The following is a 17,789-nucleotide window of genomic DNA, read 5'->3' as shown; positions in this document are numbered from 1 at the left end:
TTTATTCTACTATTTCTGTAGAATAAAATACGCACTATACTTTCTTACTAAAAGCTAACTGTCACAGGATCAGCAGGTGGTACAGTCCTTGCTCAAATGTATTTCAGTAATCAACCAATACCGACAACAAACCCAACTCAAGTTATGGCAACCATTGGCAAACAGATCGCAGACTTTTTCTCAGGCGGTTCAACTATGGATAATGATGAGGGGCTTCGCAGCCTGTTCATCAGCGAACTGAAAGGAATTTATTATGCTGAAAAAGCACTGGTAGACAATATGCCGGGCATGGCCGACGCCGCCACGACCGATCAGGTACGTCAGGCTTTTCAGCTGCATCTGGAAGAAACCCGCAACCAGGTGACTCGTCTGGAGCGTGTTTTCCAAAGCATAAACGAGCCAGCCGATACAATGACTTGCAATGCCATTGATGGTCTGGCCGACGATGCCGATAATGTTATCAGCAACACCGATTCGGGCTCATTAACACGCGATGCTGCTCTGATCATTGCTGGTCAGAAGGTAGAACATCATGAAATTGCGGCCTATGGTTCGTTGCACGCATTAGCACAACTGTTAGGCTACACTGAAGCTGCACAACTTATTGAGCAGTCGTTGCAGGAAGAAAAGAATACAGACAAGAAATTGACCCAACTGGCCGAAACGTTCGTTAACGAACGGGCAAAGTCAGAAGGGAACAATGACTCGGCGTATTCGAGTCCAAACCGGCGCAATTACTACGATGACGAGGATGATAATGACAGACTGACCACCAACGCAGCCAGCACAAGTGGTAGCCTGTCGGGTTATGCCAGTGGTGCCAATTACCAAAGCGGTTCGTCTGTGGGTGATTCAAGTACCTATGGCAATGAAACGACAACCAGTAACTCGGGTACTATGGGGTATTCACCAACCCGTGAAGGATCATCAGGCAATGCTACGTCAGGCGGCACACTTGGCGTATAAAGATGCTTTTCGGCACTTTCCTCTATAAAAAAAGTGGCCCCATCTGTAATAGATGGGGCCACTTTTGCTGTCAGCCAACCGAAGCTGGAAACGCTACAGGCTTTAGTTCAGACTAAACGCCTACCGCCTCCCGGTGAACCAATGCTTCGCGATCCGGGCCAGTTGAGACAAAACTGATCGGAAGGTTCAGTTCTGCTTCGAGATAACTAACGTACCCAGCCAGTTCAGCGGGCATACTGTCGAACACACGAATACCGTCGAGCGACGTTTTCCAGCCTTTAAAATCTTTGTAAACCGGAACAACATCTGTGTCGCACAGATCGTACGGAAGCTGATCCGTGATGGTGCCATCTGGAAGCTGGTAGTGTGTGCAAACGCGGATCGTGTCGAAAATATTTAGCACGTCAGCCTTCATCATAACCAGCTGGGTTACGCCATTGAGCATCACCGCATACTTCAGCGCGGGCAAATCGAGCCAGCCACAGCGACGGGGACGACCGGTAGTTGCCCCAAACTCGCGGCCCTCTGCCCGCATGCGTTCGCCGGTTTCTTCCAGCAGTTCGGTTGGGAAGGGACCGCTACCAACGCGGGTGCAATAGGCTTTAAAAATGCCATAAACCTCGCCAATCTGCCGGGGAGCAATGCCCAGGCCTGTGCAGGCGCCAGCCGCCATAGTGCTTGAGCTGGTTACGAACGGGTAAGAGCCGAAGTCCAGGTCAAGCAACGAGCCCTGCGCACCTTCGGCCAGTACACGCTGACCAGCCTGTAGCGCATTGTTCACGTCATACTCGCTGTCGGTGAGCTTGAACGTTTTGAGGAACTCGACGGCCGAGAAAAACTTCTCTTCTGACTCTGCCAGTACGGCATAATCAAAATTCAGGCGGTCCAGAATGGCTTTGTGGGCATCGACCAGCTTGTCATATTTCGCCCGGAAGTTTGGTGACAGTACATCACCGATCCGGAGGCCCTGACGTGCTACTTTATCCTGATAGGTTGGGCCAATGCCGCGAAGGGTTGAGCCAATCTTGGCGGCACCTTTTGCCTGCTCATAAGCTGCGTCGAGCAAACTATGCGTGGGCACAATCAGCGCGGCTTTCTTCGAGATGATCAGATTGGCGTGCAGATCGAGATTGAACTTCGCCAGCCCGTCAATCTCCCGGCGGAAAACAATCGGATCGAGCACAACGCCGTTGCCGATGATGTTGAGGGCATCGGGCCGGAAGATGCCGGATGGAATCTGATGGAGAACGTGTTTAAAGCCGTCAAACTCAAGCGTATGACCCGCATTGGGGCCACCCTGAAAACGCGCAACAACCTGATATTGTGGTGCCAGGACGTCCACAATCTTACCTTTTCCCTCGTCGCCCCATTGGAGGCCTAATAATACGTCTACCATTACAATTCAGAATAATTCGGAACGCTCCGCTATGCGCTCATTTTTATGTAAGCGAAAAATGAATGTGATTTATACCTCTGCCTGACTGGCTGGCTCGCCCTGCCGGTCTTTTTCGGCTTCGCGGCGGTTATCGCATGGGTCACGCTGGCAGGATCCATAGAAAATCAGCGAGTGGTGCATGACGTTAAACTTCAGCATGTCGCCCACCATATTCTGAATATTCTGAACACGGGGATCGCAAAATTCCATCACCTTGTGGCAGTCTGTACAAATCAGGTGGTCGTGCTGCCGATAGCCATATGATTTTTCATACTGCGCCAGATTACGACCAAACTGGTGTTTGGTCACCAGGTCGCAGTCAACCAGTACGTCGAGCGTATTATACACTGTGGCCCGACTAACCCGGTAATTCTTGTTTTTCATGGAGATATACAACTCATCTACGTCGAAATGGTCGGCGCGATTGTATATCTCTTCCAGAATGGCGAACCGTTCGGGGGTTTTCCGGAGTCCTTTATTTTCCAGATAAGCCCGCAGAATGGTCTTCGCCGAGTCGATATTCGCTTGATTGGGAGCAGACATGGGGCAAAAGTAATTAAGAATTAAGAACGGTCCGCCGTTGCGGCGAAGAGTTAAGAATATAAGAGTTGCTCTGCTAAATCAGAGGTCTGGATTTAGCAGAGCAACTCTTATATTCTTAACTCTTCACTTAGTCAAATCGGACCACATCAAACACCCCGTCGACGCGTTCAAGTTTACGCATCAGCGTGTCGAGGTGGCTGGTATCATGCACATACAGTCGGATATTGCCCTCAAAAATGCCATCTTTTGAATCAATGGTCACCGAACGCATGTTGATGTTCAACTCATTGCTAATCACACGAGTTACATCGTTGACAAGCCCCATTCGGTCGGTTCCGGTAATACGCAGACCCGCCAAAAACGCCAGTTCCTTCTGCGATGTCCACTTCGCTTTGATAATCCGGTTGCCGTGGTTCGACATCAACTCAACGGCGTTGGGGCAACTAACCCGGTGAATCTTAATGCCGTCCATAACCGTCACAAACCCAAACACATCGTCGCCGGCAATCGGATTACAGCATTTCGACAGCGTATAATCGATCTTGTCCATATCCTCACCGATAAGGAGGGTGTCGCTGTCGGTTCGTTCGCCGTGAATTTTCTTGAGTTCCTTCGTTACCGCTTTGCCGTCCTGAGCACCGTCGGTATTTACTTTATTGGCGCGGTTTTCCTTGGCTTCCTTATCAGCTTTGAACTTGGTCAGTTCTTTTACTTCAATATGCCCTTTGCCAACCCGGTAATAGAAATCGCTGGTCGTCTTTGAGCCGAAATACGCCCTTATCTGATTAACCAGTTCGTTGGTCATCTCCATACGCATGATCTTCAGGCGCTTGGTAATCATCTCCTTGCCATCAGTGATGTACCGCTTGTTCTCCTCCTTGATCAGGTCTTTGATCTTGGTCTTTGCCTTCGAGGTTACCACAAACCGAAGCCAGTCTTCTTTAGGCTTTTGCTTGTTCGAGGTAATGACCTCGACCTGATCACCGTTTTGCAACACATGACTCAGCGGCACCAGCACATTGTTGACCTTAGCCGCCATGCAGCGTGCGCCAATCTGCGTGTGAATATCGAACGCGAAATCGAGGGCGGTGGCTCCGCGTTGCAACACTTTCAGCTCACCTTTTGGTGTGAACACGAAGACTTCTTCACTGTAGAGGTTACTCCGGAAATCGTCGAGAAACTCAATGGCGCCGGTTCGGTCACCTTTCTCCGACGTTTCCAGCATTTCACGTACCTGACCAATCCATGAGTCGATGCCGGCACCGGTGCGGGTATCGTTGCCTTTATATTTCCAGTGAGCTGCGTATCCCTTTTCGGCAATTTCATTCATCCGCTCAGTTCGTATCTGCACCTCCACCCACTGCCCCAGTTTACTCATCACGGTCGTGTGCAGTGATTCGTAGCCGTTGGCGCGGGGCGTACTGATCCAGTCTTTCAGCCGGTCGGGGTTGGGTTTGTAATGATCCGTAACGATGGAATACGCCCGCCAGCAAGCCGCTTTTTCCTGCTCGATAGGTACGTTCAGAATAATCCTGACGGCAAACAGGTCATAGATTTCCTCGAACGGCTTCTTCGATTTGTTCAGCTTGTTCCAGATCGAATAAATCGATTTCGGTCGCCCCTTGATCACATACGGATAGCCCGAAGCGATCAGATCATCTTCAATCGGCTTGATAAACATGTTGATGAACCGATCCCGCGAGGTTTTCGTCTCGCGCAGTTTCTTCGCCGTGTCTTTGTAGGCCTCCGGCTCAACATACTTCAGATACAGATCTTCAAGTTCCGATTTGATAGCGTTCAGGCCAAGCCGGTGCGCCAGTGGAGCGTAGATGTAAATTGTTTCCGATGCAATTTTCAACTGCTTATCGCGGGGCATCGAGTCCAGCGTCCGCATGTTGTGCAGGCGATCGGCCAGTTTGATAAGAATGACCCGTACATCGTCCGACAGCGTCAGCAGCATTTTCCGAAAGTTCTCGGCCTGCTGCGATGTCCCATACTCGAAAATACCCGAGATCTTGGTCAGTCCGTCGATAATCCGGGCTACTTTCTGCCCAAAGCTGCGTTCAATATCGGCAATGGTGGTGTCCGTATCTTCAACAACGTCGTGTAGCAGCGCCGCCACAATGGAGGTTGTTCCCAGCCCGATTTCCTCAACGGCAATCTGGGCCACGGCAATGGGGTGGTATATATAAGGTTCACCTGAGCGACGGCGCATGTCTTTATGCGCCTCGGCCGAGGTATTAAACGCCTTCTTAATCAGCTTGGCATCGTTTTCTTTCAGATATGGCTTGGCTGATCGAAGCAGTCGGCGGTATCGTTTTAAAATTTCCTGCCGTTCCAGGTTTAGATCGATAACAGGATCAGAGGCTACAGTCATATCGTTGGTGTCGTTACGCCGTGAGTGGTTTTGTCGGTTGTACTCAACCTCAATGTACACGTTAAAAACAAAATATCGGACAGCTTAGATCATAAAAAGATAACGTACAGGCGAAATTTCGCTGGGTACGCTGGCGAGTTATTCGATATACAGGACAGTAACGTACCCGGGAACCGCAGGATTATAATGGTCATGGAAGGATAAATAAGGGAGGCAAACCGGTTTACGCTATACTGAACATTGTTCGCGTCGACTTATGAATCCATTTGCCTGCTTCTCAATGACTACCTGCCTGAAAACGCTGCTCATCGGCCTTTTTCTGACCACATCGGTTGTCTCATTCGCTCAGGATGGGTTCACGAAAAAGGAAGCCGCTAAGGCTTACGAGGCGTTCAACAGGTACTTCTACAGCCCGGAAGCGAAGCTTTATCAAAGCACGACCAAACGTGATCATGTGGCCGCCATCTGGGTGCAGGCCATCTATTGGGACATGGCGATGGACGTGTACAGACGCACAAAAAAACCGGCCCAATTGCAGTTTATAACCGATCTCTACGAAGGAAACGGCAAGCAGTACGCGCAGTATGACTGGACAAATCACAAAGTATGGTTCATCTACGATGATATGATGTGGTGGATCATGGCGTTTGCCCGCGCTCACGAACTGACCGGTAACCCAACGTATCTGCAGAAATCGATCGAAGGATTCAACCATGTTTGGGAAGGCTCCTACGACCCAGTCAACGGTGGTATGTTCTGGGATTTTAAACACAGCGGCAAAAATGCCTGCATCAATTACCCGACGGTCATTGCGGCCATGAGGTTATATAAAAGCACGGGCGACACAACGTACCTGGCAAAAGCAAAGCAGGTGTACGCCTGGTCGCGGAATAACCTGTTTAATAAGGATAACGGCCGGGTAGCCGACCATAAAATAGGCAACAACCGGCCCGGCTACGAAGATTACACCTACAATCAGGGAACATGCATCGGGGCGGCATCGCTGCTTTACAAAGCGACCAACGACATAACGTACCTGAATGATGCCAAGCTTGCTGCCACATACACAATGACCACAATGAGTAAGGATGGTGTGTTGCCTGCAGAAGGCGATTTTAACGAACAAGGCATTCTAAAAGCAATACTGGCGCAATATCTGGTGCCACTTATCTACGAATACGGGCAAACACAGTACCTGCCCTGGATTAAAAAAAACGTGGCTCTGGGCTGGACAAACCGGGATAAACAGCGTGACCTAACGTACCGAAACTACAACGTACCCTGCCCAACCGGCGATATTCAATCCTACGAAGCGAGCAGCGTTGTCATGTTGATGCAATTGCTTAAACCAATCAAATGAGTAGGGGAGAAAAGAAAATAGTGGTAAAAAATCTGCTGATATGTTTGACCCGGTCAAAGTTCTTCGTACTTTTGCAGTCCCAAATCGATAATCGTAACGAGGTCGATTGGTCTACCTGCGGGCGTGGCGAAATTGGTAGACGTGCCAGACTTAGGATCTGGTGCCGCAAGGCATGGGGGTTCGAGTCCCTCCGCCCGTACAAGTAAAAAAAGAGTGAAAGAGAACAAGAGTGAAAGAGCGAGCCAGTTATGATCACTCTTTGCCTTTTAGCCTCTTTCGCTCTTTATCATTTTAAACCGAACCAAACTAGTGGATATAGCCCTCGAAAAAGCCAGTGACACCAATGCATCGCTGATCATTACGCTCAAACCAGAAGATTATAAAGCTGAAGTTGACAAGAAACTAAAGCAGTATGGCAAGCAGGCATCGCTGAAAGGCTTCCGTCCTGGTCACGTACCTGCCGCTGTTTTACAAAAAATGTACGGCAAAGGCATCCTGGTTGAAGAGGTAAATGGCATTCTTAGCAAGAGCGTAACCAACTACATCCGCGAGAACAAATTGCAGGTGGTTGGTGACCCAATGCCGAACCGCGAAGAGGCTGACGCCATCGACTGGGATTCGCAGGATGAATTCAAGTTTAGCTACGAACTTGGTCTTGCTTCTGATTTCGACGTTGATATGACTTCACTGGGGTCTGTTAACCGCTACGAGATTGAAGCAGGCGACAAAGAGGTAAACGAAACGATCGAAAACCTCCGGACGCAGTTCCACTCGCATCAGCACGCTGAAGAGGCTGGTGAAGGCGATACAATTTTCGGTGAGTTGAAGCAACTCAATGCACCTGAAGGCGCCGAGGCATTCGTAACGAAAACTGCGTTGCCACTGGCTAAGGTTGCTCCTGATGCGCTGGGTACGTTCCTGGGCAAGAAGAAAGACGAAACCTTCACATTTGCGATGGAAGCGGCTTTCCCGGACGAGAAAGAGCGTGCACTGGCTACTGGTGCCAAAAAAGAAGACGCTGGTAACCTGACCGGCGAATTCTCATTCACCATTGAAGATGTAACCCGCCACGCGCCTGCTGATCTGAATCAGGAATTCTTCGACAAGGTATTGGGCGTTGGTGCTGTATCAGACGAAGAGACGTTCCGCACAAAAGTGAAGGAAATCATCGGTCAGAACTACGGTCGTGAATCAGACAACCTTCTCCGCAATGACATCGAACAGACGTTGCTCGACAACATCCTGATCAGCCTGCCCGATGAGTTTCTGAAGAAGTGGTTGCTGGAAATGAATGAAGGCAAGTTCACCGCCGAGCAGATCGAAGAGCAGTACCCTGATTTCACGAAGTCGGCTAAACTGCAACTAATTAAAAATCGGGTTGCTGAGAAGAACGACATCAACGTGAACTTCGAAGAGGTAATGGATGCTACCCGCCAGATGGTACGCGACCAGTTCGGCTTTGCCGGCAGCGACGGTGGCGAGATGGACGAGACGATCGACAAGATTGCCAAGAACTACCTGATGGACGAAAAGAACAACGGTCAGAATTACACCCAGACATTCAACCGGGTATTCGACGACAAGGTGATCGACTTCATCAAATCGCAACTGACGATCGTTGATCAAACGGTATCGCTCGATGAGTTCCGTGAGCGGGCTCAGCGTCAGCAAGCCTAGGCTTCGATATAGCTTTTACGAAAAATGCCCACGATTGCTCGTGGGCATTTTTTATGATGTAGAGCGCTGGAAGGGCCGCTACCTAAAATCCAATCTTGGGGCGTTCCTGTTTTTGACCGATCGCCCAGGCTAGTTCGAGCGCAATCCGTTCGTCGTATCGGCGTTTATGGTAGTCTACCTCAAGCCTGAGTTTGTCGAGTTCAAGCTGTTGCCTCTCCACAGTGTTGCGTAGCTTCTCCAGTTCGTTAGGGGCAATGATGGTTGGCTCAATGGCCGCAGGTACGTCGGAGATAAGGTCAACCACAGATGTGCGCAGTACGTCGGCAATCTGAGCTAACCGGGTCAGGGTCAGCTCCGTTTTGCCGCGCTCAATATCGCCGTAGGCGGTGGTTGACAGACCCAGCAGGTCGGCCATGTTTTCTTGTGAAAGGCCCTGTTGCAGACGGGCGAGCCGAATACGGTCCGGGGTTGGTTGCGAGGCAGCTAGATGCTTCATAACAAGGAATAGCGAGGAAATCTCAAGAAAAAACGACAGGGATTTTCCACTCTACAACGCAACTTTGTGTCGGATAAGTTTTGAAACTTACCATCTGACTCGTTCGTTAATTTACAAACGGGTTTGATAGGCGATGTTTTGAGTTTGATGTTAGGCTGTTAATTGACCAGATAGTTAATTGGCAAAGCAATACAAACTCGTAACCTCAACCATCAGACTCCCTTTAATCACACACATGCATTACGGAGACGAATTTCGCAAATTTGCCGTCCACCACATGGGCCTTAATGGTCTGACGGTCGACGGATATGTTAAACACACTGTTAACAACCACCATGTTGAGAACATGACACGGTCGGTGATCGAAGAACGACCAATGAATTTCCGGGAGGTAGACGTGTTCTCACGTCTGATGGCCGACCGGATCATTTTCATGGGTTTACCCGTCGATGACAATATCGCCAACATTATTGTTGCTCAACTTTTGTTCCTGGAATCGGCTGATCCACGGAAAGACATTCTGATGTACATCAATAGCCCCGGTGGCTCGGTGTATGCAGGTTTGGGTATCTACGATACGATGCAGTACGTGCGTCCTGACGTTGCTACTGTTTGCACGAGTCTGGCTGCGTCAATGGGAGCGGTACTGCTCGCTGGTGGTGCTGCCGGCAAGCGGTCGGCATTGCCACACGCACGGGTAATGATTCACCAGCCATCGGGTGGGGCACAGGGTCAGTCGGTTGATATCGAAATCACCGCTCGTGAGATCGTGAAATTGCGCGAAGAACTGTACCAGATCCTGGCCCAGCACTCAGGCAAGACGTTCGAAGAAATTGAGCGTGACTCAGACCGTGACAAATGGCTCCGTGCCGAAGAAGCCAAAGAGTACGGCCTCATCGACGAAGTTCTCCGCCGCGAACGCACCATCGGCGAGAAGTAAAACCGATTTTGGATTGGGGATATCGGATTTGTTGCTTTCGCGAGAGTAAGTCTAGGCGAAAGCAACAAATCCGATATCCCCAATCCAAAATCAGTTTACCCACTTCCGGATGATCTGGGCCAGGGGTTTGAATTCGATCAGAAAGCCGTCGTGGCCGTAAAGAGAGTTTATTTCTTCATAGACCGCGTTGGGAATATGGCGAGCGATGAATTGCTGTTCCGAGGGAGGGAACAATACATCGGAATGAATGCCGACGACCAGCGTTTTTGCTTCGATCAACCCCAGTGCGTTGGGAATACTACCCCGATTGCGGCCAACGTTGTGCGAATCCATTGCTTTCGTTAACAGCCAGTACGTGAATGCATTAAATCGGCTGACCAGCTTCTCGCCCTGGTATTGCTGATAACCGGCGGCCTTATACTGATCGGTTTGTTCGTTATTATCAAGCGCCTGTGTAAAGGCGTAGGTTTCGTAATTCCGGTAGGAGAGAAGCGCAATTGACCGGGCTGCTTTGAGGCCGCGCTGACCTGCCTCAGGTACGTTGTCGGCCCAGGTAGGGTCGGCTTCCAGCGCCATCCGTTGCGATTCGTTGAAAGCGATTCCCCAGGGTGAGAACACCGCGTTGGTGGCGATCAGAATAAGGTTTTTGATCAGCCTGGGCTGCATTATGGCCCATTCAATGGCCTGCTGGCCACCCACCGACCCACCGACGCAGGTATGAATCTGCTCGATACCCAACTCCTGACGCAGTAAATCCAGGGCGCCAACCATATCGCGGATGGTGACGGTTGGGAAATCGTGGCAGTAGGGTTCGCCCGTTACCGGATTGATCGTCAGCGGACCGGTTGAGCCGTAGCAGCCGCCCAGCACGTTGGCGCAAATGATGAAATACTGAGCCGGATCATAATACTTTCCGGCCCCAACCAAACCGCTCCACCATTCACCGGGATCTGCATTGCCCGTGAGGGCATGGCAAATCCAGATAACGTTGCTGCCGTCATCGTTGAGGGTTCCGCGCGTCGTATAAGCCAGTCTAAAACCAGGCAATTCTTCCCCTAATTCAAGGGAATACGAAAATCTGTAGTCGAAGTAGTGCAAGGGGACGTAGGTAAGAAAGTTTCAAGTTTCAGGTTTCAAGTGCTCTGCTGATCAATGTCTGGTTACTCAGCAGAGCACTTGAAACTTGAAGCCTGAAACTTGAAACTAGTTAAGAACAGCCTGTTCAATCTGGGCAAAAGCCTGTTCAAAATCGGCCTTGATATCGTCGATGTGTTCAATACCCAGCGACACCCGAAGCAGACCAGGCTCAACGCCTGCTGCTGCCTGATCGTCGGTTGATAATTGAGAGTGGGTTGTACTGGCCGGGTGAATGATCAGCGTTTTAGCGTCACCGACATTGGCCAGGTGGCTTACCATCTTCAGCGAATTCACAACGGCGTCGCCAGCATCTCGACCAGCTTTGAGCTTAAAGGAGAGAACACCACCTGAACCGCGTGTCAGGTACTTTTTGGCGAGGGCGTTGTATTTGCTGCTGGCCAGACCAGGGTAGTTCACGTACTCGACCAGGTCGTGTTGTTCCAGCCATTGGGCCAGCGCCAGGGCGTTTTCGCAGGTACGTTCCACCCGGAGCGATAAGGTTTCGAGGCCCTGAATGAGCATCCAGCTGTTGAACGGGCTTTGCGATGGCCCCCAATCGCGGAGACCTTCAACACGGGCCCGGATGATGAACTGGATATTGCCGAATGGCCCGCCAATACCGAACACATCGTTCATCACCAGACCGTGGTAGCTTGGCGATGGCTCTGTGAACTGTGGATACTTGCCGTTGCCCCAGTTGAACGTACCTGCGTCGACAATGACGCCGCCCATTGTGGTACCGTGGCCGCCAATCCATTTTGTAGCCGATTCCACCAGAATGTGAGCACCGTGCTTTAGTGGCGCACAGATTGCTCCACCAGCGCCAAAGGTGTTATCAACGATCAGCGGTAAATCGTACTTGGTTGCCAGCGCTACAAATGCTTCAAAATCAGGTACGCTGAAGCTCGGATTACCAATGGTTTCGAGGTAAATGGCCTTCGTTCGTTCATCGATCAGCGGCTCGAAGCTGGCCGGATTGTCGCCATCGGCAAACCGGGCTTCTACGCCAATGTTTCTGAACGAGTTCTTGAACTGGTTGTATGACCCCCCGTAGAGAAACGAGGTCGTCACGAAGTTATCGCCAACAGATGTGATGTTGTTGATGGCCAGGAACTGGGCCGAGTGCCCTGAAGCCGTTGCCAGGGCCGCCACGCCGCCTTCCAGAGCCGCCACACGTTTTTCAAAAACGTCGGTGGTGGGGTTCATCAGGCGGGTATAAATGTTGCCGAACTCCTGCAGGGCAAACAGGCGCGCACCGTGTGCCGAATCGTTAAACTGATAGGCGGTTGTTTGGTAAAGTGGCACCGCCCGAGAGTGTGTCACGGCGTCGATCTCCTGACCGGCGTGAAGCTGAAGGGTCTCGAATTTAGGTTGATTAGCCATAAAGAACGTGTAGAATCAGCCAGTAGGGGCTGGGTACGTAGTAGCCAGAGGCGTTAAGTGAAGGAATAGGAGAAGATTGACCAGCACCGGTTGGGCCTGGTAGAGATGACGTTAACAGCCCGTAGCGGGCATACAGCGTCGAAAGCTCAGGTAGCGCATAATGTCAGTTTGGTTTATATGCCCCACCAACACCTTGTTGTGGGCAGGACGTAGCACCTTGCCAATTGGTAGGTTGCCTGAGGTTCGCAGAGCCTGATCTCTCCCCTCATCTCTATAAATCAACGGGTATTCTGTTGGTCCCTGGCGGGCAGCACCGTATTGACTTGATGATGCAAACATACGGCTCAACCGCCGATTGCGCAACGATTCTGGTCTGGAAGCGGCTCAACACGATGTGCAACCGGTAATGAATTTACTGATCGATGCTGTTGTTTTTAGGGAAGAACCAGTTTAAACAATTGTCTTTGTATGGCTTCTTACGGCAGTATTGGCCTTCTGCTTGTTGTAGTGACCAGTTTAATCACGTTTAGTGCATTCCGCCGGGCATCACTGCTGTCGCGATATGCTTTTTCTGTCGAGGGTATCCTGATCCATAAGGAATATGGTCGCCTGATTTCGTCTGGTTTTGTGCATGCCGACTGGAAACATCTGCTGTTCAACATGTATTCCCTGATGGCGTTTGCCGGCACGCTGGAACAAGTAGCAGGCCCTTTGCATGTGCTTATCATCTACTTTGCCAGTCTGGTTGGCGGCAATCTGCTGGCGTTGTTCATCAACCGGAATAATACTGGCTACCGGGCAGTGGGCGCATCGGGAGCCATTGCCGGGATCATCTTTGCCGTGATCGTCTTGTTTCCCGGCATTTCAATTAACCCGCTGTTTATGCCGTTTCGCATTCCAGCCTGGATATACGGCCTGTTCTATACGCTTTTTTCCATCTACGGAATCAAATCGCGGAACGATAATATCGGGCACGAAGCACACCTGGGTGGAGCTGTGGTGGGTGTATTGAGTATGTGTGCAATTGAACCCGCTGTATTACTCATAAACTGGCCGATCGCGTTATTGCTGACACTGCCAGCCATCGCCTTTCTGCTGTTCATCGTGCATCGCCCGGACTGGCTGTATATTAACGGTTTTTCGTTGACATCCACGCAACATGAAACCAAAGACGAACGCTACAACGCGGCCAGGTTTCAGCGCCAACAGGAGATCGATCGCATTCTGGATAAGATCAATGAGCGGGGCGTACATAGCCTGACCGAGCACGAACGTGATGTGCTGGAAGGTCGGTAGGGGGTAACTGCTCGCGGTCAATTCACGGAATTTTAATACGGACGTCGATAGTCTATTAGTCAGTAGGTTAACAGTAGTTGTGGTGTAATTTCCACACTATTGTGGAAAGTAATCAGCACAAAAAACCATCATTTGTTTGGCCGTATGGCGGGTTGGCCATAGATTAGCTGCTGTAACTACGACTTAACCCGTCCGTTTATGCTGAAGAAAGTGCTCCTGACAGCGTGTTTCGCTGTCTCGTTTGGCATCACCCAAGCCCAGACCAACGCCGAACTAGCGATGGTAACGGTTGATATGAAGCCGGTTGTTTCCGCTGACAAAGCGGCCGCTACTCAGTCTGAATCTGCTTCTTTTTATGATAATATCCCGATTGTGAGTGATGTTATCGGGTTTGCCAAAAAGCATCTTTCTATTCGTTACCGTTCCGGTGGCACCACGCCCAAAGGCTTCGATTGCTCGGGATTCACCCGGTTTTGTTTTAGTCAGTTCGGCATTGATTTGCCCCACTCGAGTGCCGCCCAGGGAAATGTTGGCCTGAAAGTAGAGCGTGAATTTGCAAAACCCGGTGATCTGATCTTCTTCAAAGGTCACTCGTCAGGAGGAAGCCGAATCGGGCATGTCGGCATGATTACTGAGGTTGTTGGTGATCAGATAAAATTTATTCATTCGGCCTGGGGCGGTGGTATTCGCTTCGATTACCTACACGCCGACTATTACCGCAATCGCTTCATGGGCATCCGCCGTGTAGCCCGGTTAATGGCCGAAAAGTAGCTTGCCTACCGTAATCTTGTGAGGTCGTTACCGAAAGGTAGCGGCCTTTTTTAGTAGAATCCCGGCTGTTGGGCGTTACTGAGTAGATGGCGAGAAACGTTGAGTAGTATCCGTTTCCCAGCCCGATCACACTCATTTATTTATCCTGATAGTTTCCTGATGATTCACCCATATACTTATTGTTGCGCGGTTCTGCTGGCGCTCTTGTTTGCCGCAGGAAGTTTTGACCGGGGCCTACTGGCTCAGAAAGCGCCCGGCGCAGCGCAGGTGTGGGTAACTAACCCGGATCGGTCAGCACTCTTTGCGCGTCAACCAGGTACGTTGCCGTTCAGCAATAAACCCATTACCGGCAGCCGGATCGATGTTGATGACAGCCAGACGTTTCAATCGATCGATGGCTTCGGCTATACGCTGACGGGCGGCAGTGCCATGCTCATCAGCCGGATGGAAACCAGAGCGAAAAACGCGCTGTTGCGAGAGCTTTTCTCAACAGAAGGCAACAGCATCGGCGTGAGTTACCTGCGTATCAGTATCGGTGCGTCGGATCTGGACGACCGGGTCTTTTCGTACGATGACCTGCCCGCTGGCGAGACAGACCCCACTTTAGCCAGGTTCTCGCTGACACCCGACCGAGCTTACCTGATCCCGATTCTTAAGCAAATTCTGGCGATCAATCCGGCCATTAAAATCCTGGGTTCGCCCTGGTCGCCTCCGGTCTGGATGAAGACGAACCTGCACTCGAAAGGAGGTAGTCTGAAACCCGAGTATTATGCGGTGTATGCGCAGTATTTCGTCAAGTATATTCAGGCCATGAAAGCGGAAGGAATCGCGATCGATGCCATCACGATTCAAAACGAGCCGCTGCATCCGGGCAACAATCCCAGTTTGCTGATGCTGCCTCAGGAGCAGGCCGCATTCATCAAGAAGAGTCTCGGTCCAGCGTTCAAACAGGCAGGCATCAAAACTAAAATTATCCTCTACGACCATAACGCCGACCGGCCCGATTATCCGGTCTCGATCCTGGACGATCCAGAGGTTAAACACTATGTCGACGGGTCGGCCTTCCATTTGTACGCTGGTCCCGTTTCGGCACTGGGCGAAGTACACAAGGCCCATCCGGACAAGAATGTGTATTTCACGGAACAATGGACTGGCGCACCCGGTAATCTGACAGGTGATCTGGGCTGGCACGTAGCGAATCTGATCATCGGTGCCACCCGAAACTGGAGCCGGACGGTGCTGGAATGGAATTTGGCCGCTGACCCGAAACAAGAGCCTCATACGGTTGGCGGCTGTACCGAATGCCTGGGAGCAATCACACTGGATGGCAACAAGGTAACCCAGAATCCGGCATACTATGTGGTAGCATCCGCGTCGAAATTCGTCAGGCCAGGTTCTGTTCGGATAGCTACGAATTTGCCTGAAATGCTGCCGAATGTGGCGTTTAAGACGCCGAACGGGAGAATTGCGCTCATCGTCCTGAACAGCGGAAAAATGCCCCGAACCTTTACCATCCGCCACCGGGGTAAGGCTATTGCCAGCACTCTGAAAGAAGGGTGTGTAGGTACGTATGTCTGGTAAACTGTGCAGGCGGGGCCAAAGCAGTCCAACGTCTAAAGCGCCTGATTGGCTTCGTTCAACTGATTGATGAACTGGATGAGCTCAGGTACGTCTAGCACCCGATCAACTGCGGCATTGTCTATTGCTTGTTGAGGCATGTAGGCTACCTGAGCGGTTGCGGGTTGCTGGGCCACGGTAATGCCTCCCGCTTGTTTGATGGCCTTTAGCCCTCTGGTACCATCGGCGTTGGCACCCGATAAGAGAATACCCACAACACCAGCGCCGTACACATCAGCGGCAGACTCGAACGTGACGTCGATGGCGGGGCGGCTGAAATTGATTTTTTCTGAGTCGTCAAGCGAAAAAGTACCGTCGTGTTCAACGAGCAGGTGATAATCGGCGGGGGCCAGATACACGCAACCCGGCTTCATCACGTCTTTATCGTCGACCTCGCGAACGGGTAACGTTGTCTTCACGGAAAGCAACGTGGCCAGTGGGGAATTTGGCGTATTCTTGCGATGAACCACTACCACAAGGCTGAAGGTCAGGGGTGGTTTCAGCACCGATAAAACGGGCAGCAATACATCGAGGCTACCCGTAGAGCCGCCGATAACAACAGCCTTGTAGGGCGTGTTTGCCGTTGACTGCATCAGCCTATTTTCCGCCATATTTTCTCGGGCGTAATTTGTCTGTAATTCAGCCGAATGGCGGAAAGTTTCAGGGTTTCTCTGGAACCGAGGGCCAGGTAGCTGAGCGGCCCCAGGCTCTCATCGAATAGCCGCAGCACACGTTCCTGAAGTTCTTTGTCGAAATAGATCAAGACGTTCCGGCACAGAATCAGATCGAATTCATTGAAAGAATGATCAGAAACGAGGTTGTGGGTAGAGAAAACCATTTTCGCGGCCAGCTCGTCGTTGAACTTGACGTACCCGTAGTTGGCCGTGTAGTAAAGCGAAAAGTCCCGGTTGCCGCCCGAAAGCTGGTAGTTTTCTGAATACTGCGGCATGGGGGCCAGCGCGAAGATGCCTTTCCGGGCCGACTCCAGTACGTCCGGATTCAGATCGGTGGCATAGAGTAGCGATTTATGCAATAGACCCGCTTCCTGTAGCAGTATGGCCATCGAAAAGACTTCCTCCCCGGTTGAACAGCCCGCGTGCCAGATACGAATAAAGGGCTTTGCTGCCAGCGTAGGCAATACCTCGGTTCGCAGGCATTTGTAGAACGACGGGTCCCGGAACATTTCCGTAACATTGACCGTCAGTTCCTCCACAAATCGCTTCAGATACCCCGCGTCGGAACGTACCCGGTATCGTAGTTCGGCAAAGCTCGGAAACCGATCTGCCGCCCATAGTCGATTGATCCGGCGTTTAAGGGACGCCCGGCTATAGTGGGTAAAATCGTAGCCGTACAACTCTAAAATGTCGTTTAGCAAAAGCGTTACCTGTTCTTCCTCAATCATACTCCCTGTACACTTAACTACCTACCAGTAGGCCAACCAGCCGGTCTACATCGATGGGCTTGGCAACGTAGTCTGTTGCACCTGCCTGCAGGCACTTTTCCCGATCGCCAACCATTGCCTGAGCTGTCACCGCATAAATGGGGGTTTCCTGCCGACCTGGAATGTTCTTGATGCGCGGAATGGCCTCGTAGCCATCCATATCGGGCATCATCATATCAATCAACACGGCATCGATTACCTCGTCTTTTTGCAGAATCGTAAGGGCCTCCTGCGCACTCAGACAGGATACACACTCAAATCCTTTTGCCTTCAGCGTAGCCTTCAGCGCAAAAATATTCCGGGGGTCATCGTCGATCAGTAAGACTCGTTTTTTTGACATACTGTTTAGA

16 protein-coding genes, 1 tRNA gene and 1 riboswitch are annotated in these 17,789 nt (G+C 51.0%); of the genes, 8 read left to right on the top strand and 9 right to left on the bottom strand.

Going from position 1 to position 17,789, the window contains the following annotated elements; all coding sequences use genetic code 11:
• Window positions 1–144: 144 nt before the first annotated feature.
• The gene (locus tag J2I46_RS20460; protein WP_207330912.1) at window positions 145–966 is read left to right on the top strand and encodes a YciE/YciF ferroxidase family protein; all 822 of its coding nucleotides are present in this window, start codon (window positions 145–147) and stop codon (window positions 964–966) included.
• A gap of 112 nt (window positions 967–1,078) precedes the next feature.
• Here J2I46_RS20460 and J2I46_RS20455 read toward each other — a convergent pair whose 3' ends face one another.
• The 3 genes from J2I46_RS20455 to J2I46_RS20445 all read right to left on the bottom strand — a co-directional run bounded on the left by J2I46_RS20455 (window position 1,079) and on the right by J2I46_RS20445 (window position 5,321).
• On the bottom strand, window positions 1,079–2,362 hold the full coding sequence (locus J2I46_RS20455; RefSeq protein WP_207330911.1) for an adenylosuccinate synthase: 1,284 nt from the start codon (window positions 2,360–2,362) through the stop codon (window positions 1,079–1,081).
• 69 nt (window positions 2,363–2,431) lie between these two features.
• Window positions 2,432–2,944, bottom strand: a complete 513-nt coding sequence (locus J2I46_RS20450) for a Fur family transcriptional regulator (RefSeq protein WP_207330910.1) — start codon at window positions 2,942–2,944, stop codon at window positions 2,432–2,434.
• A gap of 127 nt (window positions 2,945–3,071) precedes the next feature.
• Window positions 3,072–5,321, bottom strand: a complete 2,250-nt coding sequence (locus J2I46_RS20445; protein ID WP_207330909.1) for a RelA/SpoT family protein — start codon at window positions 5,319–5,321, stop codon at window positions 3,072–3,074.
• 256 nt (window positions 5,322–5,577) lie between these two features.
• Between J2I46_RS20445 and J2I46_RS20440 the strand changes: the two genes are divergently transcribed.
• The 3 genes from J2I46_RS20440 (at window position 5,578) to tig (ending at window position 8,358) form a co-directional block, all read left to right on the top strand.
• On the top strand, window positions 5,578–6,681 hold the full coding sequence (locus J2I46_RS20440) for a glycoside hydrolase family 76 protein (RefSeq protein WP_207330908.1): 1,104 nt from the start codon (window positions 5,578–5,580) through the stop codon (window positions 6,679–6,681).
• 117 nt (window positions 6,682–6,798) lie between these two features.
• Window positions 6,799–6,880, top strand: a tRNA-Leu gene (locus J2I46_RS20435).
• 110 nt (window positions 6,881–6,990) lie between these two features.
• A complete protein-coding gene (tig, locus tag J2I46_RS20430) occupies window positions 6,991–8,358 on the top strand; it encodes a trigger factor (protein WP_207330907.1) in 1,368 nt (455 codons plus the stop codon).
• An 82-nt stretch (window positions 8,359–8,440) separates the two neighbouring features.
• Here tig and J2I46_RS20425 read toward each other — a convergent pair whose 3' ends face one another.
• The gene (locus J2I46_RS20425; protein WP_207330906.1) at window positions 8,441–8,854 is read right to left on the bottom strand and encodes a helix-turn-helix domain-containing protein; all 414 of its coding nucleotides are present in this window, start codon (window positions 8,852–8,854) and stop codon (window positions 8,441–8,443) included.
• 235 nt (window positions 8,855–9,089) lie between these two features.
• Between J2I46_RS20425 and J2I46_RS20420 the strand changes: the two genes are divergently transcribed.
• Window positions 9,090–9,794, top strand: coding sequence for a ClpP family protease (locus J2I46_RS20420; RefSeq protein ID WP_229379859.1), 705 nt, complete (start codon window positions 9,090–9,092; stop codon window positions 9,792–9,794).
• 90 nt (window positions 9,795–9,884) lie between these two features.
• Here the strand turns inward: J2I46_RS20420 and J2I46_RS20415 are convergent, their stop codons facing one another.
• Together J2I46_RS20415 and J2I46_RS20410 are read right to left on the bottom strand one after the other, a co-directional pair.
• On the bottom strand, window positions 9,885–10,892 hold the full coding sequence (locus J2I46_RS20415) for a homoserine O-acetyltransferase family protein (RefSeq protein ID WP_207330905.1): 1,008 nt from the start codon (window positions 10,890–10,892) through the stop codon (window positions 9,885–9,887).
• A 105-nt stretch (window positions 10,893–10,997) separates the two neighbouring features.
• Window positions 10,998–12,314: an O-acetylhomoserine aminocarboxypropyltransferase/cysteine synthase family protein gene (locus J2I46_RS20410; protein ID WP_207330904.1), complete on the bottom strand. Its 1,317-nt coding sequence runs from the start codon at window positions 12,312–12,314 to the stop codon at window positions 10,998–11,000.
• Window positions 12,315–12,484: 170 nt separating this feature from the next.
• Window positions 12,485–12,594, bottom strand: a riboswitch (SAM riboswitch).
• Between the two features lie 188 nt (window positions 12,595–12,782).
• Here J2I46_RS20410 and J2I46_RS20405 point away from each other — a divergent pair.
• The 3 genes from J2I46_RS20405 to J2I46_RS20395 all read left to right on the top strand — a co-directional run bounded on the left by J2I46_RS20405 (window position 12,783) and on the right by J2I46_RS20395 (window position 15,962).
• Window positions 12,783–13,610, top strand: a complete 828-nt coding sequence (locus tag J2I46_RS20405) for a rhomboid family intramembrane serine protease (protein ID WP_207330903.1) — start codon at window positions 12,783–12,785, stop codon at window positions 13,608–13,610.
• Window positions 13,611–13,808: 198 nt separating this feature from the next.
• Window positions 13,809–14,381, top strand: a complete 573-nt coding sequence (locus J2I46_RS20400; RefSeq protein WP_207330902.1) for a C40 family peptidase — start codon at window positions 13,809–13,811, stop codon at window positions 14,379–14,381.
• 159 nt (window positions 14,382–14,540) lie between these two features.
• On the top strand, window positions 14,541–15,962 hold the full coding sequence (locus J2I46_RS20395; RefSeq protein WP_207330901.1) for a glycoside hydrolase family 30 protein: 1,422 nt from the start codon (window positions 14,541–14,543) through the stop codon (window positions 15,960–15,962).
• Between the two features lie 32 nt (window positions 15,963–15,994).
• Here the strand turns inward: J2I46_RS20395 and J2I46_RS20390 are convergent, their stop codons facing one another.
• Genes J2I46_RS20390 through J2I46_RS20380 form a run of 3 tightly spaced genes read right to left on the bottom strand, consistent with a single transcriptional unit; the run spans window position 15,995 to window position 17,779 of the window.
• A complete protein-coding gene (locus J2I46_RS20390) occupies window positions 15,995–16,591 on the bottom strand; it encodes a chemotaxis protein CheB (protein ID WP_229379858.1) in 597 nt (198 codons plus the stop codon).
• Window positions 16,591–17,400, bottom strand: coding sequence for a CheR family methyltransferase (locus J2I46_RS20385; protein ID WP_207330899.1), 810 nt, complete (start codon window positions 17,398–17,400; stop codon window positions 16,591–16,593). Before J2I46_RS20385 ends, J2I46_RS20390 begins: the two co-directional genes overlap by 1 nt.
• 13 nt (window positions 17,401–17,413) lie before the next feature.
• Window positions 17,414–17,779: a response regulator gene (locus J2I46_RS20380; RefSeq protein ID WP_207330898.1), complete on the bottom strand. Its 366-nt coding sequence runs from the start codon at window positions 17,777–17,779 to the stop codon at window positions 17,414–17,416.
• Between the last annotated feature and the right edge of the window lie 10 nt (window positions 17,780–17,789).

The sequence above is a fragment of the Fibrella forsythiae genome, assembly GCF_017353175.1.
Taxonomy (GTDB): domain Bacteria; phylum Bacteroidota; class Bacteroidia; order Cytophagales; family Spirosomataceae; genus Fibrella; species Fibrella forsythiae.
This window is presented reverse-complemented; position numbering and strand designations above follow the sequence as displayed.